At 70.4% G+C, this 23,891-nt stretch carries 18 protein-coding genes; 7 read left to right on the top strand and 11 right to left on the bottom strand.

Annotated features, from left to right (window positions below; genetic code table 11):
• Positions 1-89: 89 nt before the first annotated feature.
• The 3 genes from WME76_RS40515 to WME76_RS40505 all read right to left on the bottom strand — a co-directional run bounded on the left by WME76_RS40515 (position 90) and on the right by WME76_RS40505 (position 4,000).
• On the bottom strand, positions 90-1,157 hold the full coding sequence (locus WME76_RS40515; RefSeq protein WP_437957506.1) for a hypothetical protein: 1,068 nt from the start codon (positions 1,155-1,157) through the stop codon (positions 90-92).
• A 19-nt stretch (positions 1,158-1,176) separates the two neighbouring features.
• Entirely contained in the window at positions 1,177-2,298 is a 1,122-nt protein-coding gene (locus tag WME76_RS40510; RefSeq protein ID WP_437957505.1) for a glucuronyl esterase domain-containing protein, read from the bottom strand.
• Between the two features lie 925 nt (positions 2,299-3,223).
• Positions 3,224-4,000, bottom strand: coding sequence for a DUF2252 family protein (locus WME76_RS40505; protein ID WP_437957504.1), 777 nt, complete (start codon positions 3,998-4,000; stop codon positions 3,224-3,226).
• 553 nt (positions 4,001-4,553) lie between these two features.
• Here WME76_RS40505 and WME76_RS40500 point away from each other — a divergent pair.
• Positions 4,554-6,050, top strand: a complete 1,497-nt coding sequence (locus WME76_RS40500) for an outer membrane protein assembly factor BamB family protein (protein ID WP_437957503.1) — start codon at positions 4,554-4,556, stop codon at positions 6,048-6,050.
• A 48-nt stretch (positions 6,051-6,098) separates the two neighbouring features.
• Here the strand turns inward: WME76_RS40500 and WME76_RS40495 are convergent, their stop codons facing one another.
• Together WME76_RS40495 and WME76_RS40490 are read right to left on the bottom strand one after the other, a co-directional pair.
• On the bottom strand, positions 6,099-7,781 hold the full coding sequence (locus WME76_RS40495; RefSeq protein WP_437957502.1) for a DEAD/DEAH box helicase: 1,683 nt from the start codon (positions 7,779-7,781) through the stop codon (positions 6,099-6,101).
• 96 nt (positions 7,782-7,877) lie between these two features.
• On the bottom strand, positions 7,878-9,074 hold the full coding sequence (locus WME76_RS40490; protein WP_437957501.1) for an FAD-dependent monooxygenase: 1,197 nt from the start codon (positions 9,072-9,074) through the stop codon (positions 7,878-7,880).
• A 373-nt stretch (positions 9,075-9,447) separates the two neighbouring features.
• Here WME76_RS40490 and WME76_RS40485 point away from each other — a divergent pair, with 373 nt between their 5' ends.
• Entirely contained in the window at positions 9,448-11,859 is a 2,412-nt protein-coding gene (locus WME76_RS40485; RefSeq protein WP_437957500.1) for a cellulose binding domain-containing protein, read from the top strand.
• 18 nt (positions 11,860-11,877) lie between these two features.
• Here the strand turns inward: WME76_RS40485 and WME76_RS40480 are convergent, their stop codons facing one another.
• From WME76_RS40480 to WME76_RS40470, 3 genes are all read right to left on the bottom strand, one after another.
• The gene (locus WME76_RS40480) at positions 11,878-12,801 is read right to left on the bottom strand and encodes a nucleoside hydrolase (RefSeq protein ID WP_437957499.1); all 924 of its coding nucleotides are present in this window, start codon (positions 12,799-12,801) and stop codon (positions 11,878-11,880) included.
• A gap of 130 nt (positions 12,802-12,931) precedes the next feature.
• The gene (locus WME76_RS40475; protein WP_437957498.1) at positions 12,932-13,951 is read right to left on the bottom strand and encodes an AraC family transcriptional regulator; all 1,020 of its coding nucleotides are present in this window, start codon (positions 13,949-13,951) and stop codon (positions 12,932-12,934) included.
• Positions 13,952-14,136: 185 nt separating this feature from the next.
• Complete coding sequence (locus tag WME76_RS40470) at positions 14,137-15,435, bottom strand: hypothetical protein (protein WP_437957497.1); 1,299 nt, start codon at positions 15,433-15,435, stop codon at positions 14,137-14,139.
• Between the two features lie 21 nt (positions 15,436-15,456).
• Here WME76_RS40470 and WME76_RS40465 point away from each other — a divergent pair, with 21 nt between their 5' ends.
• The 4 genes from WME76_RS40465 to WME76_RS40450 all read left to right on the top strand — a co-directional run bounded on the left by WME76_RS40465 (position 15,457) and on the right by WME76_RS40450 (position 18,715).
• Positions 15,457-15,621 carry a hypothetical protein gene (locus tag WME76_RS40465; protein WP_437957496.1) on the top strand — a complete coding sequence of 55 codons (165 nt, stop codon included), beginning with the start codon at positions 15,457-15,459 and terminating at the stop codon, positions 15,619-15,621.
• Positions 15,622-15,890: 269 nt separating this feature from the next.
• Entirely contained in the window at positions 15,891-16,289 is a 399-nt protein-coding gene (locus WME76_RS40460) for a peptidase inhibitor family I36 protein (RefSeq protein ID WP_437957495.1), read from the top strand.
• A 246-nt stretch (positions 16,290-16,535) separates the two neighbouring features.
• On the top strand, positions 16,536-17,219 hold the full coding sequence (locus tag WME76_RS40455) for a hypothetical protein (protein WP_437957494.1): 684 nt from the start codon (positions 16,536-16,538) through the stop codon (positions 17,217-17,219).
• Between the two features lie 296 nt (positions 17,220-17,515).
• Positions 17,516-18,715, top strand: coding sequence for a glycosyltransferase (locus tag WME76_RS40450; RefSeq protein ID WP_437957493.1), 1,200 nt, complete (start codon positions 17,516-17,518; stop codon positions 18,713-18,715).
• A 489-nt stretch (positions 18,716-19,204) separates the two neighbouring features.
• Here the strand turns inward: WME76_RS40450 and WME76_RS40445 are convergent, their stop codons facing one another.
• Together WME76_RS40445 and WME76_RS40440 are read right to left on the bottom strand one after the other, a co-directional pair.
• The gene (locus WME76_RS40445; RefSeq protein ID WP_437957492.1) at positions 19,205-20,536 is read right to left on the bottom strand and encodes an ABC transporter substrate-binding protein; all 1,332 of its coding nucleotides are present in this window, start codon (positions 20,534-20,536) and stop codon (positions 19,205-19,207) included.
• Between the two features lie 354 nt (positions 20,537-20,890).
• A complete protein-coding gene (locus tag WME76_RS40440; protein ID WP_437957491.1) occupies positions 20,891-21,325 on the bottom strand; it encodes a fosfomycin resistance glutathione transferase in 435 nt (144 codons plus the stop codon).
• Positions 21,326-21,693: 368 nt separating this feature from the next.
• Here WME76_RS40440 and WME76_RS40435 point away from each other — a divergent pair, with 368 nt between their 5' ends.
• Positions 21,694-23,052: an LLM class flavin-dependent oxidoreductase gene (locus tag WME76_RS40435; RefSeq protein WP_437957490.1), complete on the top strand. Its 1,359-nt coding sequence runs from the start codon at positions 21,694-21,696 to the stop codon at positions 23,050-23,052.
• Positions 23,053-23,179: 127 nt separating this feature from the next.
• Here WME76_RS40435 and WME76_RS40430 read toward each other — a convergent pair whose 3' ends face one another.
• A complete protein-coding gene (locus WME76_RS40430) occupies positions 23,180-23,563 on the bottom strand; it encodes a VOC family protein (RefSeq protein ID WP_437957489.1) in 384 nt (127 codons plus the stop codon).
• Between the last annotated feature and the right edge of the window lie 328 nt (positions 23,564-23,891).

Raw genomic sequence — 23,891 nt, 5'->3', positions numbered from 1 at the left:
CCGATCGCCGCTCTAGCAGCGTTCCCCGGAGCCGGCCAGGCGGCGGCGAGTCGATGGTAAGGCCGAAGCGCCGGCGAGGGAGGTCGCCATCACTCCCAGCCGGATACGCCGTTCGTGTCGCGCAGGATGGCGTGCACGGCGTGCACCTCACCGCCGGACATCTTGATCATATGCATGTCCAGATGCCCGTCCGTCATGAAGTCGAAGAGGGTGAGACCGATGGCGATGCCGCGCACCTCGTCGGCCAGGATGACGCGCGGGATGAAGGTGCCGTTGGACCCAGGATCGCCGGCCCTGCAGGATGCTCCGGCGCCGCAAGAGAAGTTGCCTCCCCCGTTCTCCAGGCGCTTGCAGGCTTCCGTGACGTTGCAGACGCCGGAGGGGAACGCGCGGAAGTACTTGTCGATCCAGCTCGTCAGCTCTTCCCGGGTGGCCCGCTCGGCCTCCGGGACCTCGTCGTGCCAACCGATGTCGTCCGAGATGGCGATGATCGCGGCGGGATCCGAATCCACCGAGAAGGATGCCGTGTAGTCGCCCGGGCGGACGACGATCGTCTCGATCTCCGTCATCTCCGAGCCTTCCACCTTGATGCGGAGGGCGACGGGGAGATCCCTCCCGCCTTCCGGAATCACCGCCTGAGCGCCCGCGCTGCACGCCTCGGTATCCAGGGCGCGCTGCGAATGCTTCACCTCGCCAGCGTTCATCCAGAAGGCCGTCGTGCCGATCTCGGCCTGCACGGCGTTCTCGGTGAACTTCACGCCTTCTGCCAGGGGTAGGCTCGAAGGATCCCCGGCGGCGAGGGCGGCGAAGTAGTCGTCCAGGAGGCCATCCAGGAGCTCGCGCGTGCAGGCGCCGCCCGGAGCGCCGCCCGACCCCGACGCTCCGCCGGTGGCCGCTCCGGCTCCACCGCCGGTGCCCCCGCTCGGCCCCGCCCCGCCGGTCGACGTCGCGCCGCCGCTGGCGCCGCCCGATGAGGCGCCGCCGGTCTCTTGCGGCGTGCCGCCGCCTCCCGCGGGGCTCTGGCCGCCCGAGCCCACCGCGCCCGAGGCTCCGCCACCTCCGGTGCCGCCCGTGGCGTCACCCTCTTGGTCAGGGCTGCAAGCGCCCAGCGTCAGGGCCAGGGCGATCCCGAGAGAGTAGAACGAGCTAGGATTCATGCGTTACCTCCGCGCTCGATCAAAGCTCGCCGGCGAGCGTCGGCGGCGTCCAGTCGATGTGGTCCAGGTGGTCCGGCTTGTTGGGCAGGTCCGTGGCGAAATTGCCCGTCGCCGCAGCGTCGTTGCCCAGCAGGAACTTGTCGACCATGGCGTTGAGGGATGCAGTGTACTGCGAGCGCCAGCTGCAGTGGCCCCCACCTGCGCCCGTGTAGGCCATGTGGTCTCCGACGCCGAGCGCCTCGAAGATCATCTTGCCGACGTTGGCGGTGACCCACGCCGAGTTCCGATCGAGCCCGTTGTACATGGTGCTCGGGTTGTCCACGATGTAGAGGCCGCGTGGAGCGATGAGGCCCATCATCTCGTGCATGTCGACGGGGATCTTGTTCGTGTTGTCGGCCCCGGCGTTGTTGCCCGTGGTGAACTGACCGAGCGCCGCCTCCGAGAGCCAGCGGACGTAGCTGATGCTATGATAGGGCCATTCGGCGCCGCTGTAGCTATCGAGCACCTCGACGAGGCGCAGGCCAACCGTGCCCCCGAGACCCGACTCCACCGGGATGGTCAAGGCGATGCGGTTGTCGAGCGCGCCGGCGACGAAGGCACCCTTGCCCCAGCGTGAGCAGCCCGTCACACCCACCCGGCGCGGATCGATGACGCCGGGGTTCTGCTCCAGGACGTCGAGGACGCGGCTGATCTGCCAGGCCTGTGCCGTGAGGTAACCCGCGGGATGGTCCGAGCCGTACACGCTGTAGAACGGCCCGTTCTTCGCGCCGCTGCCGCCCGTCGACTCGACCGCGGTGAAGGTGATCGTCGCGACGCCCCTCGGAACTGGCATGCCGCTCAGGCCGCCGTAGCCGATGATGGCCGGGGCTGGCGCCGTCGCCCCGTTCATGTTCACGGTGAGGTTGAACGAGGCGCTGCCGCCATCGTTGACCTGGACCGTGATCCTGCTGTCGCTCACGGTACCGGACACGGCTCCCTCTGCCGGGACGGGCTTGTCGCCGTAGATGAACTTGTAGGCTTGCTGGAGGATCTCTTCGCGCCGGCAGGCCCACTCGCTCTTGTCGGTGATGCGGTTGCCGTCCATCTTCTTGAACGGGTCCGGCAGCTTCGCGTTCGCCGTGAGCGAAGCGACGCTCGGCATCGCTCCGACGGAGCACCCGGCTCCAGGGTTCTCCACCTGGCCCCACTCGGCGCTCGCGGCGTTGCCGCCGTCGCCGCCACTGCCGTCGGTACCACCGGTCCCCGTCGCTCCGCCCGTTCCGCCTGGGCCCCCACCACCGGTGCTGGCCACGCTCGTCGCCAGGTCGCCGCCCGTCCCCGTCGGGGTACCGCCCGAAGAGGACGCTCCAACAGTGACCGTCGTCGCCCCTCCGGTGCCGCTGCCGCTGACGCTCCCCGTGCCGACTGCAGCGCTTCCTCCCGAACCGCTGGAATCCGGTTCGTCTCCGGTGCCGCAGGCGGCGAGCGCCCAAGGCAGCGTTGCGAACAAGGCCAAAGAGATCGTGGCACGTGCAGTGTGTAGACGCATGTTGAGCGTTCCTCGTGAGGGGGTCGTGAAGCAGGATCCCGCCGGGGTCGGGCGATGGGATGGCGGTCGAGGGTCCGACCCGCGAGCGCCGCTGAGGTTATTCCCCACTTTGCCGGTCGTCTTCAAGTCGATTTTGTCCTATTTCGTGGCGTCCGCGCGCTGCGCGCACCGCTCGATTCATCCATGCATCGAAGGGATTGCCTTCACTCGACAGCCTGCGGGGCGACTCACGCCTCGAAAACTGTACCCACGCCGGAAGCACTGTGTCTCTCCGCACCACCATCGCCGAACGTCGGACGGCGACCCCTTGAATGCCCGCGCGGCGGCGCCTTGATCACGAGCCCGTCAGAAATCCGACGACCTCCGGCGCGCGCGGCGTACCAGGGACCGGCTGCCCGCTTCGCCGCGCCGATCCTCTGCCGGCTCCGCTCCGGTACCAGGCACGGGCCTGGACGAGCTCGGCCACGTTCCCCCCTCGGCTCATGCCCGCAACTCTACCGGGCGTATCGCCATGTCGAGAAGAACGGGCCTGCGCCGCTCAGAGCCCGGTCTCGGCCTGGATGCGTCCGTTCTTCACCGCGGCCGCCAGCGCTTGGTGGTCGCGCTCCGTCTGATCGGCGTAGGCGATCGCGAACGCGGCGGTCGCCTTGTCGAAGGAGTTTGCTTTCCCGAGGTAGGCCGCCATCGCGATCCGATCGCCCGAGCGCGCGTGAGCGCGTGCGAGGGTCCAACCGCAGAGACGGCCGTACGTCGTCGATACGACCCGATCCAGCGCGGCGATGTCCACCGAGAACTTCCAGTCGCGCAGCTGGCGCACGTAGAAGTCGCGCTCGACGCCGTCGACGCCCTCCACCCGCTGCCAGCCGAGGAAGATGTCGCTCGCGGCCTGCATCAGCCGCTGGCCCGCCACCACGCGCTGGCCGCTGTTGCGGTACTCGCTCTTTCCGAGGAACGGCTCGAGGACCGACGCTTGCGCCTCCTTCGCCTGCAGGAAGAGCGGGTCCTGGTCGTCACGGCCGAGAAGCAGGATGATCCAGGCGCGCGAGCCGACGCTCCCGACCCCGACCACCTTGTGGGCCATATTCGCGAAGTCGTACCGCTCCAGCAGGTGCCGCCGATCGGTCTGGAGGGTGCGGCGGTAACCGCGCAGGATCTCGCGCACCTGCTGCTCGATCTGCTCGCGGGCCAGCCCCTTCAAGAACTCATCCATCGGGACGATCAGGGGAGGATCGCTGATGATCCGCCGCCGGCCGCCGACCTCGCGGGTCAGCATCTCGTAGGCCTGAAGGCTGTCCTTCGGTCCAGCCACGGGCATCGCCGCACCTCGCATCAATCACGACTCTGCGCCACCGTGACGACGGAGCATGTTGTCGCGGCGCCGACCTGGGCGGTCGCTTTCAGTACGACCGCCCGGCTGGCGCTGGCTTCATGGGCGCGATCCCAGACGGGAGGTCAACCAAGCCATCCTCGATCTGTCAAGGTCTTCAGCGCGAAGAACCGAGAGGTCTCCCCGCGCTCCGTTCATAGGCCAGCCACGGAGCTCCGCCCGCGCCGCCGTCCCCGCGCATGGCTCCTCTCGGCGCGCAGGCCCGAGGTTCACCGATGGATCACACGTCGGCGTACTGGACGCATCCACCGGGACCGTCCTGAGCGGCGCTTCGCGCTGTCTTCCGGAGATTGCCGATCTTTGCTGATTGACGCCTCTTCCGGACCCTATCAATCCTCACCGCGATCCGAGACGCAGCGGCAACGGAGCTGGCCGGCCCGGACATCGGGAGCTGCTGTCCTCGACGTTCCCAGGGGAAGGGATCCTCATGAAGCGTATGTTCCAGATGCGGCCCGCGTTCGCGGTCGCCGCTGTTTCCTTGATGCTTTTCGCCGTCCAGAGCCGCGCGAACACGGGCGGGGGCGCCGGGCGCTGGACCGTCTTTGGCAGAGATCTCGCCAACACGCACAACGCGGACGACGAGCGCGACATCGGCCCGGCGAACGTCGCGTCGCTCTCCGTCCGATGGAGCTTCACGACGAGCGGCAGCGTCTCTGCGACGCCCGCCGTCGATCACCAGGCGGTCTATTTCCCGGACTGGGGCGGCAGCCTGTACAAGCTCGACGCCGAGACAGGGCTCCCGCTCTGGACGCGCACGATCCCCGGCCTCACGGGCACGGCGGACGCCATCTCGCGCACGAGCCCGGCGCTCCACGGCCACATGCTGTATCTCGGCACGCAGGCCGGGGCGTACCTGCTCGCCGTCGATCAACGCACCGGCGATCTGCTCTGGAAGACGCAGGTCGACCCGCACCCCGCGGCCATCGTCACGCAGTCGCCCGTCGTCCACGGAGGCCGCGTGTACGTGGGCGTCTCCTCGCGCGAGGAGCTCTTCGCGGTGGACGACGGATACCCGTGCTGCACGTTCCGCGGCAGCGTTGTCGCGCTCGACGCGGTGACAGGGGAGCTCCTGTGGCAGACCTATCTCGTCCCGGCCGGCTACAGCGGCGGCGCGGTGTGGGCCGGCGCGCCCGCCATCGACGTCGGCCGGCGCGCGCTCTACGTGACGACCGGAAACAACTACAGCGTGCCGCCGTCCGTCGCGGGGTGCGCCGAGGCCGCCGGCGACGATCCCGTCGCCGCCGAGGCGTGCCTCGCGGCAGACGACCATATCGACGCCATCGTCGCGCTCGACCTCGACACCGGCGCGACGAAGTGGGCGCGCCGGCTGCAAGGCTTCGACGCCTGGACGGGGGCGTGCTTCTACGGATACGACTGGTGTCCTTCCCCGACGGGGCCGGATTACGACTTTGGCACGGGCGCCGCGCTGTTCACGGCCGGCACGGGGGCGCACCGCCGCGCGCTGGTCGGCGCCGGGCAGAAGAGCGGGATCTTCTGGGCGCTCGACAGGGACGACGGGAGCGTGGTGTGGAGCACGCTGGTGGGCCCCGGCGGGATCCTGGGCGGGATCATGTGGGGCGTCGCCCTGGACGAGAGCAGGATCTATGTGCCGGTTGGCAACAGCGATCAGATCGCTCATACGTTGCACCCGTCGGGCGAGATCATCACGTGGGGGTCGTGGAGCGCGCTCGACCCCGCCACGGGCGAACTCCTGTGGCAGACGGCGGATCCCACGGCGGGCGCGCAGGACAGGGGGCCGCTGACGGTCGCGAACGGGGTGGTGTACGCCGGCTCGATGAGCGGCGACGTGCACGCGCTGAGCGCCGCGACGGGCGCCGTCCTGTGGAGCCACCCGGCCGACGGCTCCGTCAACGCGGGGCCGGCGGTGTCGCGCGGTACCGTGTACTGGGGGAGCGGGTACCAGAGCTTCGGCGTCGGCACGCCGGGGCACACGCTCTTCGCGTTCAGCCTGCCGTAGTCCGACCGGCACCCGGCCGAGCCGAGCTGGGCCGCCGGGGGGATCGGCTCATCGCGCCTCGCGCGGCGCGGTGACCCTCGCCCACACCGCGAGGATCATGGCCTGTTCCATCGTGCTCGGCGGGGGATGGCCCCTCGGGGGCTCGGCCGGCAGGGGCACCGGGGGCTTCCCCCTGCGCCATGGCGCGTCGTGCCGCGCCGAGGCCCCGGCCGCGGGGCCGCGGCGCGCGACCTCGTAATCGACAGCGGCCACCGCCTCCTCGAGGGTGGAAAAGCGCTCGACCAGCTTGCCGTCCAGCAGGACGTGCCACCGCTTCCCGCGACCGCCGCGGGCGAGGACGACGACCTCGGTGAGCGCTCCGGGCTTCCTCTCGAAATGGAGCGCGAGTCCGAAGCGGCCGAGAGAGGCCCACGCATTGCGCGAGATGGCGAGCACCTCGGGGTCGACGCGCAGGCTCAGCGGATCGAAGTGCGCGGCGCGCTCCTGGATCTCGCGCAGCGTGATGCGGCCCGCCTCGACCTCGAACCCGGGGTAGTCGAAGGCCACCTGCCTGAAGAAGCGGCTCGCCTCCGCGGCGTCCCTGCCCTCGAGATCGAGGTCGCGGGGCATGCCGAAGAGCGAGGGGAGCGTGCAGAGCTGGAGCGAGGAGAGGTCGACGAAATCGAGGATGAGGCAATCCTTCTTGCCTGGATGGAGGCGGGTGCCGCGCCCGACGCACTGGGCATAAAGCCCTTCCGAGCGGGTGGGGCGGGCCATCGCGACGCAGGAGACGCCGGGGTCGTCGAAGCCCTCGGTGAGGACAGCGACGTTGGTGAGGACCTGGACGCGCTCTTCCCGGAAATCGGCGAGGATCCGGCCGCGGAGGTCGGAGGGCATGTCGCCGTGAACGTACGCGGACCGGACGCCGAGGTGGTTGAGCGCCTTCGAGAGGTTCCTTGCGTGCGCGACCGTGACGCAGAAGGCGATGGTGCGGCGGTCGCGCGCGAGCTCTTGAATGGATCGGGCGACGAGCGCGTTGCGCTCCTCCAGGTCGACGGCCTCCTCGAGCTCGTCGGTGGCGAAGTCGAGGCCGCCGGCGTCGAGGCGGGAGAGGTCGGTGGCGGTGGCGACGCGGTAGCCGGTGAGCGGCGCGAGATAGCCGTCTCCGATCATCTCGGGGAGCGTGCGGCTGTAGACGATCGCCTCGAAGACGTCGTCGAGGCCTTTGCCGTCGCCGCGGGCCGTCGTGGCGGTGAACCCGAGGAGGGTGCCAGTCCACGCCGGGTCGAAGGCGCCGAGCTGGCGGAGGACGCGGCGGTTGTCCTCGGCGGGGGCGTGGTGACACTCGTCGTAGATCACGAGTCCGATATCGCGGCCGCCGGTGACCTGCGCCAGCCGCTTCTCGTGGAGGGAGCGGATGGAACAGACGATGACGCGCGCGTCCGACGAGGCGCGGAGCTCGCCCTGCTCGACGGCGACGGTGGCCTGTCCGGCGAGGGCGCGCTCGATCTTGTCCTTGGCCTGGAAGAGGAGCTCTTCGCGGTGGGCGAGGACGAGGACCTGCCGCCTGGCGAGTCGGGCGAGATGGGAGAAGATGACCGTCTTGCCAGCGCCGGTGGGGAGGCACACGACCATGCGCCGGACGCCGCGCCTGCGGGCCGCGAGGACGGCGTCGACGGCGGCGCGCTGGTAAGGGCGCAGGGCGGGCGCGCCGGGGGCCATCGGGGCTGAGGCGGTCGTGGGGCTGGTCATGAGCTCTCGTGCTGGCGGCGCGCCAGCATAGCCCGGGGCCCCTGTCCGCGCTCCTCGCGGCGCGGGCCCGCTCCGCGCCGGCGCTGAAGGCTGTCTTCAGCCTCCGCTCGCGTAGTCGGGGAGCTCGATCTTGTCGGCCGGTGAGGACCCGAGCCGGCCCTGGAGGCGCCGCGCCAGGGGGCTGGACGCGAGCCGAACGACCCTGTGGAGGACCGAAATGCCGGACCTCGACTTCGGGTACGCGATCCAGGGGACGCCTGGTGGGAGCTTCTGGGCCATGTCGACGAGGGGGCGCAGGAGCTTCTCGTAGGCCGCGAAGGCATCTCGAGGGTCGGCCTGCCGCGATAGCTCTCCCGCGAGCACGTAAGCGCCGACGAGCGCGAGGCTCGCGCCCATTCCGCTGAGCGGCGACGGACAGTACGCAGCGTCCCCCACGAGCGCGGCGCGGCCGCGTGACCAGCGCGGCGCCATGACCTGGCTGATCGACTCGAAATAGGCGTCCTCGGCGTCAGCCAGGGCGGCGATCACCCGCGGCGCTTCCCAGCCAGCGTCGGCGAAGACGCTCGCGATGAGCGCCTTTTGCTCGGCGACGCTCGACCTCTCATGGCCCCGCGGGGGCGACAGGAACCACAGCGACGCCCGGGTGGTACCCACATTGTCTGGACGCAGGAGTATCGCGCGCCTGCCGGGCGCGTTGTACCAGCGAGCCCAGGCGCCGTCGGACGCGCCGCGGGGGATCGTGAAGTAGCTGCCGTAGAGGCCGAACTGGCGAATCCTGGGCTCATCGCCGACGATGAGCGTCCGGGTCCGCGAGCGGATGCCGTCGGCGGCGACCACGAGATCGACATCGCGCTCGGCGCCGTGCTCGAAGGAGACCGTCACCCGGTCGCCGTGGTCCCGGAGGCCCGTGATCTGGTCCCCGAAGATATACTCCGTCGTGTCACGGGTGCGGTCGTAGAGGATCCTGGCGAGGTCACCGCGCAGGATCTCGAGCTCCGCGGTAAACCCGCCGGCGTCGGCGTTCTCCGCGGGGAACTCGGCCTGGGTCGCGCCGTGCTCGTCGACGAAGCGGAGCCCCTGCTCGCCCGTCGTGGCGGCCCGGATCTCGTCCTCGATCCCCATGCGGCGCGCGACCTTCCGCGCCGCGCCCCGGACGTCGATGTTCTGCCCGCCGAGCCGGAGCGCGCCGGCGCGCTCCACGACGACGGGTCGAAACCCGTAGCGCGCAAGCCAGAAGGCGAGCGCGGGGCCGGCGATGCTCGCACCCGAGATCAAAACAGTCCGATGTCCCACGGATGATCAGCTCCTGTCTCTCACGCTCCACGCGGAGCGTCCTGCTAACGTACGTCGACGCCCGCGGTGGTGCCGCCTTTCCCGGACCAGCGCTCCCCGGACAAACCCGTCAGGACCAGCCCGACGCCACGATCCTCCCGTGATCCGGCGGTGGTCGACCGCGAGCGAGGAGGGAGCACGCAGCAGAGGGCCGCCTCGGGCCGTCGCCGGAGCTGGGCAGAGCTCGCATCCAAGCACATGAATCAACTACATGATTTTTTACATTACTTCACGCGATCATCTCCGAATTTGAATTCATGAAGCAGCCCGACGTTCAAACGCTTCATCACCAACCTGGGTATTATCCATGCACAACTTCCAGAGCAGATGGGACATGAGGGCGGCCGCTGCAGCGCTGGCGCTGCTGCCGGCGTGCGGCGGCGGCTCGACGGAGCCGATCAGCACATCGCAGGCCGCGCTCCAGGGCGCGAACGGGATCAGCGCCGATCTCGTGATCGACTCGCAGTGGGGTCAGGGTTACTGCGCGAGCATCACCGTGAGCAACCAGCACTCGAGCGCCACGACGGGGACGTGGAGCGTCGAGCTCAACGCCGGCCCAGGCACCATCTTCTCGTCCTGGAACGGCACGTTCAGCGGGACCACGGGTCAGATCTCGGTCACGCCTGATGGCAACGGGGCGATCCCTCCGTCGGGCATCGCCCAGCTCGGCTTCTGCGCCAGCATCCCGAGCCCGGGGATCGAGCCGGCCCTGCTGTCGGTGAGCAGCGACCTGCCGCCGATGGGCGGCGGCGTGGCGATCGCGGAGTACAAGTTCCCGGCTGCGGTCGACGCGATGGTCAGCCCTGATTACGCGACCGAGCTCTGGGCGTCCTTCTACCGCCCGGCGAGCCTCGAGGCCGGCCGGCAGTATCCGCTGCTCGTGTTCCTGCACGGGAACCACCCGACGTGCGGCACGGGCGAGAACCCTCGCAGGGACAACAACAACCAGTATGCCACGACGGGCACGTGCCCGGAGAACTACGTCGTCGTCCCCAACCACCGCGGCTACGACTACATGGCCGTGGACCTCGCCACGCGCGGCTACTTCGTGGTGTCCATCAACGCGAACCGGGGTATCCACGCCGCGCCGAGCACGCCCGCCGACGAGTTCGCCATCGGGCCGCGCGGGCGCCTGCTGCTCCGCCACCTGGAGCGGCTGAGCCGCTGGGACAGCGGGACCGAGCCGACGCCCTCGGAGCTCGGCGTGGACCTGGCCGATCGCATCGACTTCGACCAGGTGGGCTTGATGGGTCACTCGCGCGGCGGCGAGGCCGTGCGGTTCGCCTACAACGAGTACCGCCGGAGCGGCAGCCCCTGGCCTGCGCTGATCGAGAGCCCGGTGAGCATCCGCGGGATCTTCGAGATCGGCCCGACCGACAAGGGCCAGAACGGCCAGTTCCTGAACGCTGACCAGACGGCCTGGAACGTGATCCTGCCGGCCTGCGACTGGGACCTGAGCGATCTGCCCGGGCTGCGACCGTTCGATCGCATGATGAGCATCCCCGAGCCGGAGCCCACCTTCAAGTCCTTCTATCATGTGTGGGGCGCCAACCACAATTACTACAACAGCGAGTGGCAGCTCGCGGACGCAAACGGCGGCGGGGTCACGGGCTGCATCGACCACGAGGCGCTCTTCGATCCGGCGGAGTACGGCTCGCCGGAGCAGCGCGAGACGGGTCGCTTCGCGGCCGTCGAGTTCTTCACCGCCAACGTGGGCGCGGACCGCGACGAGGCCGCGAACGCCTTGTTCGACCCCGCCTTCCCCTTCCCGAACGTGCCGTACCGCGTCCGCCGCGGCTATCATCCGGGCGGCGACTCCACCTACAGCCTGCTGCTCGAGGACTTCATCAATCCGACCGGCACGAGCTCCTACGGCCTGCCGATCACCACCGGGGGCACGATCTCGGTGGACCACATCACCGTGAGCGGGCACGATCCCTCGCACAAGGCGGCGTGGATCCACGACGTCGTCGCGGGCAGCTCGACGTTCTTCCAGTCGAACTGGTCCCCCGTCGGCACGGGCTTCGATCTCACGGAGTACGATTACCTCGATCTTCGCGCCGACCGCAGCTGGAACACCGACGCGACGTTCGAGGCATCGTTCCAGGTGGAGCTCGTGAACGCCGACGATAGCCGATCGAGCGCCGTCGCCATCGACGACTTCCTGGCGCTCGGTCAGACGCCGCGCGGCGCCACCACGCTGCCGACCGCGCGCATTCCGCTGTCCTCGTTCAGCGGCGCCACGCTCGCGTCGGTTCGCGGGGTTCGCCTGACCTTCCCCACCCCGTTCGACGGGACCAGCCTGTACGTGGCGAACATCCGCGCCACCCGCGCCACCACCGAGGCCCCGGCGGCGCTGGCCCGGCTCGCCCCCGCCGCGTCGAGCGCGACGCCGCCGAGCGCCGTCCCGCGCGCGGCCGGCGCGACCCTCCCCGCGCCGCGGCGGATCACCGCCGGCAACGCCATCCAGAGCGTGAAGAGCAGCGGCCCTGACGCTGTCGAGATCACGCTCACCACGGGCGAGTTCTTCGACCTCCGCGCCACGAACCTGGTGCTCACCGTCGGGGGCGAGCGGAGCACCCGGGCGCTCCATCCGAACGGCGACCTCCACACCGTTCAGTTCCTGCTCCCGCGCGCCGCCTTCGACCGCCTCGCCGCGCAGGAGCCGGTGACGGTCGACTACGGTGCAGGCTCCTCCGTGATCTGGGACTTCGGTCACCTCGACAAGACCGCGCTCGCGCGGTGAGCCGACGACGGCGACCTGTCACCTCGACCACTGGGAGAACAGGTAGTCGTAGAACTGCTGGAGATCCACCTGGTCGAGCGCCCGCACCGGGCGCCCGCCGGGCACGACCCTGGTGCGCCCTTGCGAGGGGCCCTCGGTGACGACCTCCGTCTCCCAGGCGCGAAGGGTGAACATCTCCGGCTTGCCGAGGTACGATGTCGTCAGCACGTCCCACGCGAAATAGTCCTGGTGGCCGGCGAGCGCGTAGCAGGTGCCCGCGAGGTCGGAGAGGGGATAGCGGCGCTGTCGGCACAGGCGGCGGATGAACGCCTGGGTGACCGGGACGAGGTTCGTGATGTCCAGCGGACACAGGGTGATCGGGACGGAGGTCTTCCAGATGCGGTCGGCGGCGATCGGGTCCCAGTAGACGTTCCACTCGGCGGAGCCGTCCTGCCCGCTCTCGATGGCCCTCTCCACGTTGCCGCGCACGTTCAGCGCGCCGCCCATCCAGACGATCTCGCGGATGTTCCCCTCGACGCGAGGATCGATGTCGAGCGCCGCCGCGACGGTGGTGAGCGGCCCGGTCACGAGGAGCGTCACGGGCTCGGGGGCGGCGCGCAGGGCGCTCGCCATGAAGGCTTGCCCGCTCTCGGGGACGCGCCGGGCGAGGACCTCCTCGCGCTCGTTCAGGACGGGGAAGTTGTCGACGCAGAAGGCGTCGCGCCGGAACGTGGGCGGAAAGGGGTTGAGCCCGCGGACGGTGCTCTCGGCGACGGGGACGTCATGGCGGACCACCAGATCGAGGATCTTGCGCGTGGCGCTGACGGCGGGCTGGATGTAGCAATCGGCAGGGGTGACGACGACGCCGAGGACATCGACGTGGTCCATCGTCATCAGGAGGAGCATCGCGAGGTAGTCGTCGATGCCGCCGTCGTGATCCATGAGGACGGGCGTTCGTGTCATGAACAGCTCCTTGCGAGCGCGGAGGGTTGGTGCCGCGTGCCAGGGATCCCGCCGGGGATCTGCCTGGCGGCGAGGAGGAGAATGTCAACGCAATGACGCAAGGCTGCAAGGCGTCGTGCGTTGCACGTCGTCAACGTGCCGAGGACGGGGCGGGGCCGAGCGCGGCTCGGGCGCTCCCCCGCAGCTCGCGGGGAGCACAGCCGAACCATCGCTGGCACGCGTGGCTGAACGCGGTCGCGTCCGCGAAGCCGAGCTGGAGCGCGACCTCGGTCACGCTGACCGTCGCCCTCTGGAGCAAGCTGCCGGCGCGCTCGCGGCGCACGTCGTCGACGAGGCGCCGGAAGCTCGTCCCCTCGGCTTCGAGGTGCCGGCGCAAGGTCCGCTCCGTCGTGCCGAGCGCGCGGGCCACGCGCGGGAGCGACGGGATACCGCCGTCGGCGCTCGACAGCTCGCGCACGATCGCGTGCCGGACGGCGTCCTCGCGCGTCCGCGGAGCGAGCTGCTCGGAGAGCGCCTCCGCAGACCTGCAGAGGTACTCCCAGAGCGTCCGGTTCGCAGAGGGAGGCACCGCGTCGAGGATCTCGCGACGGAAGGAGAGCCCGTCGTGCGGAGCGTCGAAGCGCACCGGGCAATCGAAGAACGCGCCGTGCCCTGCCCGGCGAGGCGGCGCGGGATGGCGGAAGGTCACCTCGATGGGCGTGAGATCCGCGCCCGCGATCCGCCGCAGGCCCCCGAGGCCCTGCGCGACGGCCGTCTCGTTGGACAGCCGGTGCCCGAGGGTGAGAGGCCGCACGCGGTACCACCGGAGGTGGACGCGCCGCCCGGCCTCCGTCACCTCCCAGCGACCCGAGTCGGTGAGCAGCGCGCCGTGGCGAGCGACGGTGTCGAGCGCATCGCGCACCGACGGCGCGGTCAGCATCGCGAAGCCGAGCACGTGCAGGTCCTCGAGGGCCGCCGCCTGCGCTACCCGGAGCGGCAACGAGGGGTCGTCGAGCGTCCGCCCCAGGTACGTCCACAGGTCGATGAGGTGATCGAACTCGATGCGTCGCCCCGGATCCTCGGCGAGCGCCTGCGGCAGGCGCGCCGCGCGGCGCAGGGCGTCCGGCCGCACGCCGTCCCGCAGCGCATGGTCGACGACACGCTGGACCACCTTCGCCACCACGGTCGGTTGAGGTCGTACCCTGCGCGCGGCGCCAGCATGCAGCATGCCAGAGACGCCAGCATGCAGCATGCCAGAGACGGGGGCTCCTCGTGCATGGCACGCGGCGCCGCGGGAGGCGTCGCGGGCGCATCGGGCATGGCGCTGCGATCAGGGCGTGGGCCGTTCGTGCGGGCTCAGGGGCTCGTGAAGCCCAGGATCCCGTGCCCCGCCACGACGTGGACGGTGTTCCGGGGCTCTGGCGCGGGGTTCGTGGCGCTCGCCACGCCCTCGCGCATGAACGCCGTCCGGATGCGCGTGATCGGCGACGCCCGATGCGCGTCGCGGATCAGCTTCATCGCCTCGGCCGGCACCGTGACCGAGCCGTCTCCTCCGAGCGCGATGCACTGGATCTCGACCTGCTTGTCGGCGGGAGGCGGCATCGCGAACAGCAACGCTCCTTCGACGCTGCCGTCGGTGGTGGTGATGCGCACGAGCGTACCCTGCGCGGCCCCGCAGCGCCCGCCTTCCCCGCCGCAGCCCAGGGTCATCGGCGTGCCGTCGAGCGGCACCGCGCCGAGGATGGACCGCGACGCGTCGTCGAGCTGGAACTCACCCCCTGCCGCGATGGGTCCCACATCGGGGAATTCAAAGGCCATCACGCCGCCGGGCTCGATGCCCACGACGACCTCATCGCCGCTCGCGATGGGATCGCTCGGGTTGCCCGGGACGGGCCCGGCGCCGGCGAGCACGACGTGATCGGCAACGAACGCTTCCTCGGTCGCGCGCGGGTTGACCACGACCACGGCCTCGCTCGACTCGACGGCCACGATGGGGAACGCGCCGTTGTTCTCGCCCATCGCTGCGCCGCCCACGCGCAGATAGCGACCCACGTCGGCCGCGGAGAACATCGCGCCGCCGATCACGTACGCTGCGGTGCCCATCGATCCGGGGGTCACGCTCGTCTCGCCCCTCCCGCTGTGCACCGGGCAGGCGTAGCCGTTGCCCTGGAAGCGGCAATCGATCGAGCCGCCCGCGAGCCCTGAAATCGTGACGACGCCCTGATCGGTGAGCGGCGGCGGCGCATCGTCTTGCGCGTCGTGAACCCATCCCTTGCACCCGGCGAGCTGGCCCGGCATCTCCTCGTAGCTGGGGGGCTTCGCTGCGGTGAACAAGACCTGCACCGTGAGGCCGTGACCCGCCTCGGGCGCCCCGAGGATGGAGACATCCTGGATGGAGATGATGCCGTTGTGGGTCGGCGCGAGGCTGCCGCCTGCGCCGCCGTCTCCCCCCGAGCCTCCGCTGCCGCCCGACGCGCTGCTGCCGCTCGAGGCGCCGCTGCCGCCCGAGCCTGCGCTGGCCGGCGTGCCGCCGCTCCCGTCGTCGCCGTCGTCGGTCGGGTTTGCGCAGCATCCCGCGAAGGCGAAGGCCGCGGCGATGGCCACGGCGGTGCGGCGGCGTTTCGGGCTCTGCGAGGGTCGCGTTCGATCGATCATGAGTGACCTCCAAGCATCGTGATGAAGCGCGTCGACCGCTACCGGGTGGACGCGTGCAAGGAGGTAATCGTGCCGCCGCGGATACGCCTGCTCGCACCGGCCACGAACGTGGTCGAAGCGGCCGCACCGCGCGCCGGCGTTCGGCGCGTCGTCGAAGCGCTCCCCGGCGGCCTCCCGGATCCGTGAACGGTCTGGAGACGCCGCCTGCGTCGGCCAACACCCACGTCGGCGAGGTACACACCATTCCAGCCCGGTTCCTTGTTGTGCTGGTCAGTTATCCGGGAGGATGAAAGATTTCCAGGGACATGCGAGCCCGTGTGCTTTTCATGTTAAATCTTGTCAACAACAGCCGAAGGTCGGGAATGCTTGATTCGCCCCCGGCGCTTGGTGCCTCCGCAGTACCTGCCCAAGGGTGGGCAGGAGGAGGAGACCCCATGCACTGGCTCGAGAACGTTATGAATATCCGTCGTTTCACTCCGTCCCGCTCCCTGGGCTTGCGCGCCCTGGTGGGCGTCGGCCTCCTCGCGGGGGCAGGCCTGCTGCTCCCCGAGGTGGCCTCGGCGCAGGAGGAGGACTCCAATCCGTGCCCGTTCGACGGCGTCCTCTGCCTCTTCGAGGAGGAGGGCTACGGCGGGGAGATCTTCAACGTCCGTGCGCTGAACCCGCAGGTGGGCACGTGCGTCAACCTTCCGGAGCACGGCTGGGAGGGGAGGGCACACTCTGCCTACAACACGAACGGCGCCGCCGCCGCGATCTTCACCAACGAGAACTGCATCGGCTACCCGTACCCCGTCTTCGGGGAGAGCGGTTTGAGCCCGCTGCCGTTCGTCCCCAGGAGCGTCTACGTCTTCTGACGCGATGACCGAGCGGAAGGCGATGGGCATCGCGGCCATCGCCTGACGCGCCCGGGGGGGGGTGCGCGGGCTGCTTGACGCGCACGATGTCGCTCGTCGCCTGCCCGTCGAGCACCTCGATCCAGGTCGCGCGGATGCGCGCCGGGTCAGCAAGCGCTATACCAGGAGCGGGCGCGCTGCCAGGCGCAGGCGCCGGCCCCCGGGTCGCCGGGTGGCACCGCAATTGCTCCTGTGAACCCCATGGAGATGAACGTGCCTGTCCTCGATCACCCGTCCCCCGGAGCCACCGCGCATGCCCCGCAGCGCAGCAGGCTCGCCGTGCTGGCCGCGCTCGTCGCGATCGCGCTCCTCGGCGCGACCGGGTGCGCGGCCGAAGTCCACACCAGGGCCGCCGCGCCTGCGACCGTCACGTACGAGGAGGTCACGGTGTACGAGGAGCCGGTCGTTCACGTCGCAGCGGCGCCGGTCCAGATCGAGACCTACCCGCGCGTGTACTACCGCGGGAGCTACGTCTACTACGTCGATGGCCGCTGGTACTATCCGTCGCGCCATGGCTGGGTCTACTACCGCGACGAGCCGCGCGCGCTGGTCCACTACCGCGTCGACTTCGACCGGCACCGAGCCCATCACCACCACCATGCCCACGTGCAGCGCGGCCACGTGCACCACGACCACGTGCAGCGCGGCCGCGTGCACCACGACCACGTGCAGCGCGGCCGCGTGCACCACGACCACGTGCAGCGCGGCCGCGTGCACCGCGCGCCTGCGGCCCGGCCGGCGACCCCGGCTCGGCCTGCGGTCACGGTCAGGGCGGGGGCGACGGTGAAGGCGGGCGCGACGGCGAGGCCGGCGACCCCGGCCAGGCCGACGAAGAAGCCTCGTGCGGAGCGCCGGCGGCACCACGCCGAGGAGAGGCGCCACGAGCGCTGACCACGGCCTGCCATCCGCCCCGGGTCGGTAACAACCCCGGGGCAAACTCCTCCAAGCTCGACGTGTGATTGAGATGCATGAGGACCGCCCACGCGGCCTCTTGCATCCGCAGGTGGATGCTTCGGTCCGGCCGCTTCGGCCTGAACGGATGATCCGCAGCAGGGGCGTCCCCGCCTCGCCTCCCGTTCCAGCATGTATATCAGAGCTCGGGCGTTGATACGCTGAAAAAACGCGCCCGCGGTGCCATCGTCGCCTCCGTCATCCACGCAATGCGCGTGCTGGAAGGGAGAAAAACGATGCGGGTATTGCTGACGGGAGTGGGGACGCGCGGTGACGTGCAACCCGTGGTGGCCCTGGCCGTCGAGATGCGGCGTCGGGGGCACGACGTGAGGCTGTGCGTCCCGCCGAACTTCATCGACTGGGTGGGCGGACTGGGCTTCACGGCGACCCCGATCGGAATCGCGATGCGTCAGCCGAGCGGGGCCGCCGCCGCGCAGGCCTCCGCACCGACGCCGGAGCAGATCCGCGCGCTGGCCGCGCACCTCGTGAGAGACCAGTTCGACGCGACAGCGTCGGCCGCCGAGGGATGCGACGTGATCGTGGCCGGCGGAGCGCACCAGTACGCCGCACGGTCCGTCGCGGAACGGCTGGGCATCCCGTCCGCGGTCGCCGTGTACGCGCCGGTGGCCCTGCCGTCACCGGATCATGCGCCCGACGCGGAGCCCGGGGGCGACCCGGAGTCCAACCTACGACGCTGGCAGGACGGGTCGCGGAGCTGGAACGAGCGCCTCCTCGAGCGGCTCAACGACAACCGGGAGCGCCTCGGCCTCGGTCCGCTGAGCGATGTCCTCGGCCACGTCCTGGGCGAGGCCCCGTGGCTCGCGGCGGACGCGGTCCTCGGGCCACCGCCGGCGACACAGGGCCTGCGGGTCACGCAGACGGGAGCCTGGCTCCTCCACGACCCGACGCCGCTCGCACCCGAGCTCGAAGCGTTCCTCGCCGCCGGCGAGCCGCCCGTGTACGTCGGCTTCGGCAGCATGCCTGCGGACCAGCAGACCGGCCGCACCGCCATCGAGGCCGCGCGGGCTGCGGGGCGCCGCGTGGTCCTGTCGCAGGGGTGGGCCGAGCTCGGTCGGGTCGACGAAGCCCCCGACTGCATCGCCATCGGCGACGTCAACCACCAGGCGCTGTTCCCGAGGGTCGCCGCGGTGGTGCACCACGGCGGGGCGGGCACGACCACGACCGCGGCGCGCGCGGGCGTCCCGCAGGTGATCGTCCCGATGTTCTCCGATCAGCCCTACTGGGCCTCGCGCGTCCGGGCGCTCGGGATCGGGACGTCCGTGGCGCGTGGAGCGCTGAGCGCGGAGTCCCTCCTGGCCGCGCTGGGGGGCGCCCTCGATCACGGGGTCGCTGCTCGCGCGGCCGCGATCGCCGGCGCCGTGGCGCTGGATGGCGCGGCCGTCGCCGCCGGCCTCATCGAGCGGGCCTCCGCGTGAACCTCGGTTGCCGAGCGTCGCCGGAATCGTCTCGGTGAACCAGCGGGGTCAGGGGCCCTCCGCCGCGCGCTGAGGGAGATCGGCGCCGAAGCTCATGCTCCAGAGGTGCTCCCCCGCGGCGCAGGAGGCGTTCACGCCGTTGCAGTCCTCATCCGCCGCCGTGTGGCAGTCGTCGTGGCACCGCTTTCGCTGGCTCCGCTCGCGGCGCCGGCGCCTCCCCCGCTCCCGCTGGGGGCACCGCCTGCGGCGCCGTGGCCGCCGCCGCCCTCGCCGTTGTCACAGGCGGCGGACAGGCAGCTCACCAGCCAGAGCAATGCGACCCTGGCCACTGGACGATACGTGTGCATCCGGATTCCTCCCCGAGACGACGGCGTCCTGGGGACCGACGCTCAACGTCTGCCGCCTGGATGCGGCGCGCCGCGCCCCCGTTCACCGCGCCACGCGGGACCCACCAGGGTACCCTGCGTCAGGCTCGATCGTGCTGCGGCGTCATTGCGAGGCTTCGCACGTGACGACGATGGAGGCGACATCGACGAAGGTGTCACCGTCGATCGTCCACTCTTGCACGAAATGATGCTGGCTCGCCCCGTAGCTGTCGAATTCGTATTCGGCGGCCGCCCCGACGTACCGGAGAGGGATCCCCGCGCGGAGCTTGGTCATCGCCGTCTCCAGATCCCGCCACGAGGCAGCCTCGTGATCAGGGCTGCTCAGCTCGCGGAGGATCGCTTGCAGCTCGTGTCCCGAGGTTGGGATCGTCCCGCTCGTCGCCTGGGCGTACACGAGACCCATCGCGATGAGGACGACGCCGTCGTAGTAGAAGTGCGCCGCGGGCAGCGGCGCCTCGCCGTTCCACCGGCGGGAGAACTGCTCGATGAACGCGGCGGCGTTGCCGGCCGTGCAGTCGACCGTCTCCTGGGCTTCGTCCACGGGCTGGCACTCGCTCCGCAGGCTGAGCGAGGGCGAGACCCCGTGGTGTCCGTCGAGAGAGCCCGCGGGGATCCTGGCCAGGAGCGCGTCGGCACGCAACGCGGGACCGAGAAGCCAGGTGCCCCCGCTTCCGGAGTCGGCCCATTCGGTCACGATCGGCGCGGCGGCGGCGGGATCGGTGCTCAAGAGCGTGCGGCCGGGGTTCGGCGCCAGGGCGGACGCTATCTGCTTCGTGTACGTCGGTTCGCCGGACGTGAACGTCACCGACGGGAGCAGCCTGCCCCCGAGCCCCGCGAAGCGGGTCGTGAACTCGCTGCTGACGCTGGCGTGGTAGTCTTTCCGCTCCGCGAGGCTGTTCACGCTCGCGATGTCCTCGCGGACTGCGATCTTCGCCAGCGCGCAGCCGAAGGCGGACGTCGAGGGGGCGAGCCGCATCCAGCCCCCCCTCGTCTCGGTGCGCGCCACAGAGGGCGCAGCATAACCAGGGATCATGTGGAGCACGTCGAGCGCCTTCACATCGGGCGCGATCTCGCGGGCGAGCTCGTTCTCCTCGGGACCTACCAGGTAGGCGACCTGATCCGTGTAAAGCAGCTCGAGCAACTGCTCGAACCCACGCTCCGAGCTCGAGTGGCTGTCTCGTCCCACGATGTGGAGCGGCCTCCCGTCGATCCCGCCCGCAGCGTTCACGTGCTCGACCGCGAGCGACATCGCTTGAGCGAGGTTAGGACCGATGGCCGGCTCGCTACCGGAGAGGGGCAGGAGGCTACCCAGGACAACCGCATTCTCGGGAGGATCGGGCGCTGTCTCCTCGGGGTGCTCGGGCTCTGCCGGCGAGCATGACGCCGAGCACAGGGACGCGAGCCCCACGAGCAGCCCGGCCTGCACATCGCGCATGCGCCGTTTGCCACGAGCGAACCACGCGCCGGCGAGACGGGAGCGATGCAGAGCGGCAGGCATTCTCGGATGGGTGTTCAAGTTAAATAACACGGCACCACATCGAGGACCGGGCTGTCAAGGCGAGAACCGCCTTGGCCTTGATCCAGGCTCTCGCCGGTCCGACGTGCAATGCAAGGTACGGAGATCGCGATCTCTGTGCGTGAATCACGGTTTTCATGCCAGGAGGTGAGCACGAGCGCGCGGTGGAGGCACGCCCGAGCACGGAGGTGGCTGAACGCACCGCGTCCAGCGAGCAGCGAGCAGCGCGCGCGTCATCCGACACGCGCGCAGCCGCCGCGCCGATGCGCCTCTTCACCGCGCCGGCGTCTCGCTCTCTCCGTCGTCGAAGAACTCCATCCCTTCGTACGGCTGCTCGCGGCAGGACGCGAGGCGCGTCCGGAGGTCGCCGACGTGGATCTCGAGCTTGTGTCCGTCCGGATCTTCGAAGTACAGCGACGCCCCCTCGGAGCGGTTCTCCTTCCAGATCCGGGCTCCACTCAGGCGAATGGCCTCTCCCAGGGAGGCGAAGCCCTGTGCATCGACCGAGAACGCGAGGTGCGCGTCGTCGACCTGCCGAGCGGCGCGCGCGTCCAGCTCCAGGCAGAGCCAGAGCGTCCCCAGCTCGAGATACGCGCCCCTTGCCCACTGCGCTCGCCGCCTGCCGCCGAGCACCTGGACGTAGAAATGCACGGCGCGGTCGAGGTCTCGAACCGCGAGGGTCACGTGGTTGACGCCGCCGATCGCCATGGCTCGGCAGCATAGGCGACAACGGGCTCGCGCGGGTGTGCCTGCTGGACGACGAGGGCGACGAGAGCGGCTCCCTTCGACGTTGCGCCGCATCGACCGAGCGAGAGAGCTTTCCGGCGTCATGCCGTCGTCTTGCGATCGTGCCTGCCAGGGAGTGTTGCCCAGGAAGCAGCCCCGCAGCACCCCTGCTTCCCCGCGGGCGCTCGTCGCGCCGCTCGGCGGCCTCTCCGGCGCACCTGCACCGGCACGACGCTTGCCCAGGCGCTCGGTGCTCGGAAGGTGGCTCCACCGGGGCCGACCGAGCCCGCCGTCCCGCCCCGGGCCCGCGGCGGCTGCCCTCTGCACGACCCAGCCCCAGGACCCTTCACATGACTTCACCCCGCAAGCAGCTTCGACTCGGCGCGTTCATTCCCGCCACCGGTCACCACGTCGCAGCCTGGCGGCACCCCGACGCGCAGGCCGATGGCGGTCACAGCTTCAAGCACTACCTGCGTGTCGCCCAGGCCGCCGAGGCAGCCAGGTTCGACGCCGTCTTCCTCGCCGACAGCGCCGCCGTCTGGGGAGGCGCCTCCGACCTCGAGTCGCTGTCCCGGAGCGCCCGCGCCGCGGCCTTCGAGCCCATCACCCTCCTGTCCGCGCTCTCGTCGGTCACGGAGCATATCGGCCTCATCGCCACCGTCACCACCACCTACAACGAGCCCTTTCACCTGGCGCGCAAGTTCGCGTCGCTGGATCACCTGAGCGGCGGCCGCGCCGGCTGGAACCTGGTCACGTCGGCCAACCAGGCCGAGGCCCAGAACTTCGGGCTGGACGCCCACGTGGAGCACGCCCGCAGGTACGAGCGCGCCGAGGAGTTCATCGATGTCGTGACGGGGCTCTGGGACAGCTGGGAAGACGATGCCTTCCAGCGCGACAAGGAGTCCGGCGTCTTCTTCGATCCGGACAAGCTCCACACGCTGAACCACAAGGGAGAGCACTTCTCCGTGCGCGGGCCGCTCAACGTGGCGCGCTCGCCGCAGGGGCACCCGGTCCGCGTGCAGGCGGGCTCGTCGGAGCCGGGCAAGGAGCTGGCGGCGCGCACCGCGGAGGTGATCTTCACCGCCCAGCAGACCCTCGCGGACGCCCGGGCCTTCTACGCGGACGTGAAGGGACGCCTGGCCAAGTACGGACGCAGCCCCGAGCACCTGAAGATCATGCCCGGCCTCTTCCCGGTCGTCGGGCGCACCCAGAGCGAGGCCCAGGCGAAGTTCGACGCCCTCCAGGACCTGGTCCATCCGGCCGTGGGGCTCTCGCTGCTGTCGGGGATGATCGGCGGATTCGACCTCTCGAAGTACCCTGTCGACGGACCGATACCGGAGCTCCCGCCCAGCAACGGCGGCAAGAGCCGCCAGTCCCTGCTCCTCGACATCGCGCGGCGCGAGAACCTCACCCTCCGGCAGCTCTACCTGCGGATCGCCGGGGCGCGCGGCCACAAGCAGCTCGTGGGCACGCCGGAGACCATCGCCGACCTCATGGAAGAGTGGCTCTTGAGCGACGCCGCCGACGGCTTCAACGTGATGCCGCCCCACCTGCCCGGCGGGCTCACCGATTTCATCACCCTGGTGCTCCCCGAGCTGCGCCGCCGCGGCCTCTTCCGTACCGAGTACGAGGGCCGCACGCTGCGCGAGAACCTGGGGCTCCCGCGCCCCGAGAACCGGTTCGCCCGGCGCGCGGCCGGCGCGGCGTGAGCGGGCGGCGGCAGCGAGCCGCCGACCAACGCCGTCGTGATCCCCCCGTGCGGCACCGGCTCCTGGCACGCGGATCCCATGAGCTGGTCCGGCGCGCCCGCCTCGCGTAGGAAGTTCGCCTCTTCGTTCAGGAGAGCGCGCTGACCATGACGTAGTAACCGTCCGGATCACGGAGGGCGAACTCTCGGGTCCCGGTGGCAGGATTCGTCTCGGGCTCCTCCTCGAGCTGACCGACGAGCGCTCTGGCGCGCGACAGCGCCTCGTCAAAATCATCCACTCGAAAGAACAGCAACAGCCCGTTGCCGGGCTCCGCGCGTTCCGGGCTGAGCAGCGTCGGGTGCTCGTGATCTCCCCACTTGTGGAGACAGAGAAGGACCGTTCCGTCCGTGTCCAGGACCCGGCCGAAATAGTCGTGCGCGGGCGGCGATGCCGGCTGACCGAAGAGCGATTGATACCAGGTCAGGCTGCGAGCCACATCGGCTACACCAAGGATCGTCCACGTACGCTTCATCGGATTCTCCTGCGGCCTGACGGCTCGCGGGTGAGCCGCGAAGCCCGCCGATGCCGGCGTCCCATCGTGCCACGCCCGTCCGACCTGTCGCAAGGCTCCGGTCATCCCCGCGGCGGGCTTCGTCGGGTCCAGCCGCTCGTTCGCCCAGCCTGGCCCCGGTCGTCATCTGGTCGACTCGATTGGATTCGATCGTTCCGCGGAGCGCGATTCGACTGGATACCGGCTCGCGTGTCGCCGGGAAGGGGCAGGCGTCGACCCCCGTCGGGCCCGACCCGATCCTCTCCGCGGCTGGAGCAGCGCCGCGCTTTCGGTGCGCGGTGCTCCCTGT

This window comes from Sorangium sp. So ce119 (genome assembly GCF_051524405.1).
GTDB classification, from domain to species: Bacteria; Myxococcota_A; Polyangia; order Polyangiales; family Polyangiaceae; genus Sorangium; species Sorangium cellulosum_G.
The sequence above is the reverse complement of the archived record's forward strand: the minus strand, read 5'-3'. Positions and strand labels throughout refer to the sequence as shown.

Coding starts and splice junctions, on each gene's coding strand:
- WME76_RS40515 (WP_437957506.1), bottom strand. CDS start 1,157: ATGAATCCTAGCTCGTTCTACTCTCTCGGGATCGCCCTGGCCCTGACG.
- WME76_RS40510 (WP_437957505.1), bottom strand. CDS start 2,298: ATGCCGAGCGTCGCTTCGCTCACGGCGAACGCGAAGCTGCCGGACCCG.
- WME76_RS40505 (WP_437957504.1), bottom strand. CDS start 4,000: ATGCCCGTGGCTGGACCGAAGGACAGCCTTCAGGCCTACGAGATGCTG.
- WME76_RS40500 (WP_437957503.1), top strand. CDS start 4,554: ATGCTTTTCGCCGTCCAGAGCCGCGCGAACACGGGCGGGGGCGCCGGG.
- WME76_RS40495 (WP_437957502.1), bottom strand. CDS start 7,781: ATGACCAGCCCCACGACCGCCTCAGCCCCGATGGCCCCCGGCGCGCCC.
- WME76_RS40485 (WP_437957500.1), top strand. CDS start 9,448: ATGAGGGCGGCCGCTGCAGCGCTGGCGCTGCTGCCGGCGTGCGGCGGC.
- WME76_RS40480 (WP_437957499.1), bottom strand. CDS start 12,801: ATGACACGAACGCCCGTCCTCATGGATCACGACGGCGGCATCGACGAC.
- WME76_RS40470 (WP_437957497.1), bottom strand. CDS start 15,435: ATGATCGATCGAACGCGACCCTCGCAGAGCCCGAAACGCCGCCGCACC.
- WME76_RS40465 (WP_437957496.1), top strand. CDS start 15,457: ATGAAGCGCGTCGACCGCTACCGGGTGGACGCGTGCAAGGAGGTAATC.
- WME76_RS40460 (WP_437957495.1), top strand. CDS start 15,891: ATGAATATCCGTCGTTTCACTCCGTCCCGCTCCCTGGGCTTGCGCGCC.
- WME76_RS40455 (WP_437957494.1), top strand. CDS start 16,536: ATGAACGTGCCTGTCCTCGATCACCCGTCCCCCGGAGCCACCGCGCAT.
- WME76_RS40450 (WP_437957493.1), top strand. CDS start 17,516: ATGCGGGTATTGCTGACGGGAGTGGGGACGCGCGGTGACGTGCAACCC.
- WME76_RS40445 (WP_437957492.1), bottom strand. CDS start 20,536: ATGCGCGATGTGCAGGCCGGGCTGCTCGTGGGGCTCGCGTCCCTGTGC.
- WME76_RS40440 (WP_437957491.1), bottom strand. CDS start 21,325: ATGGCGATCGGCGGCGTCAACCACGTGACCCTCGCGGTTCGAGACCTC.
- WME76_RS40435 (WP_437957490.1), top strand. CDS start 21,694: ATGACTTCACCCCGCAAGCAGCTTCGACTCGGCGCGTTCATTCCCGCC.
- WME76_RS40430 (WP_437957489.1), bottom strand. CDS start 23,563: ATGAAGCGTACGTGGACGATCCTTGGTGTAGCCGATGTGGCTCGCAGC.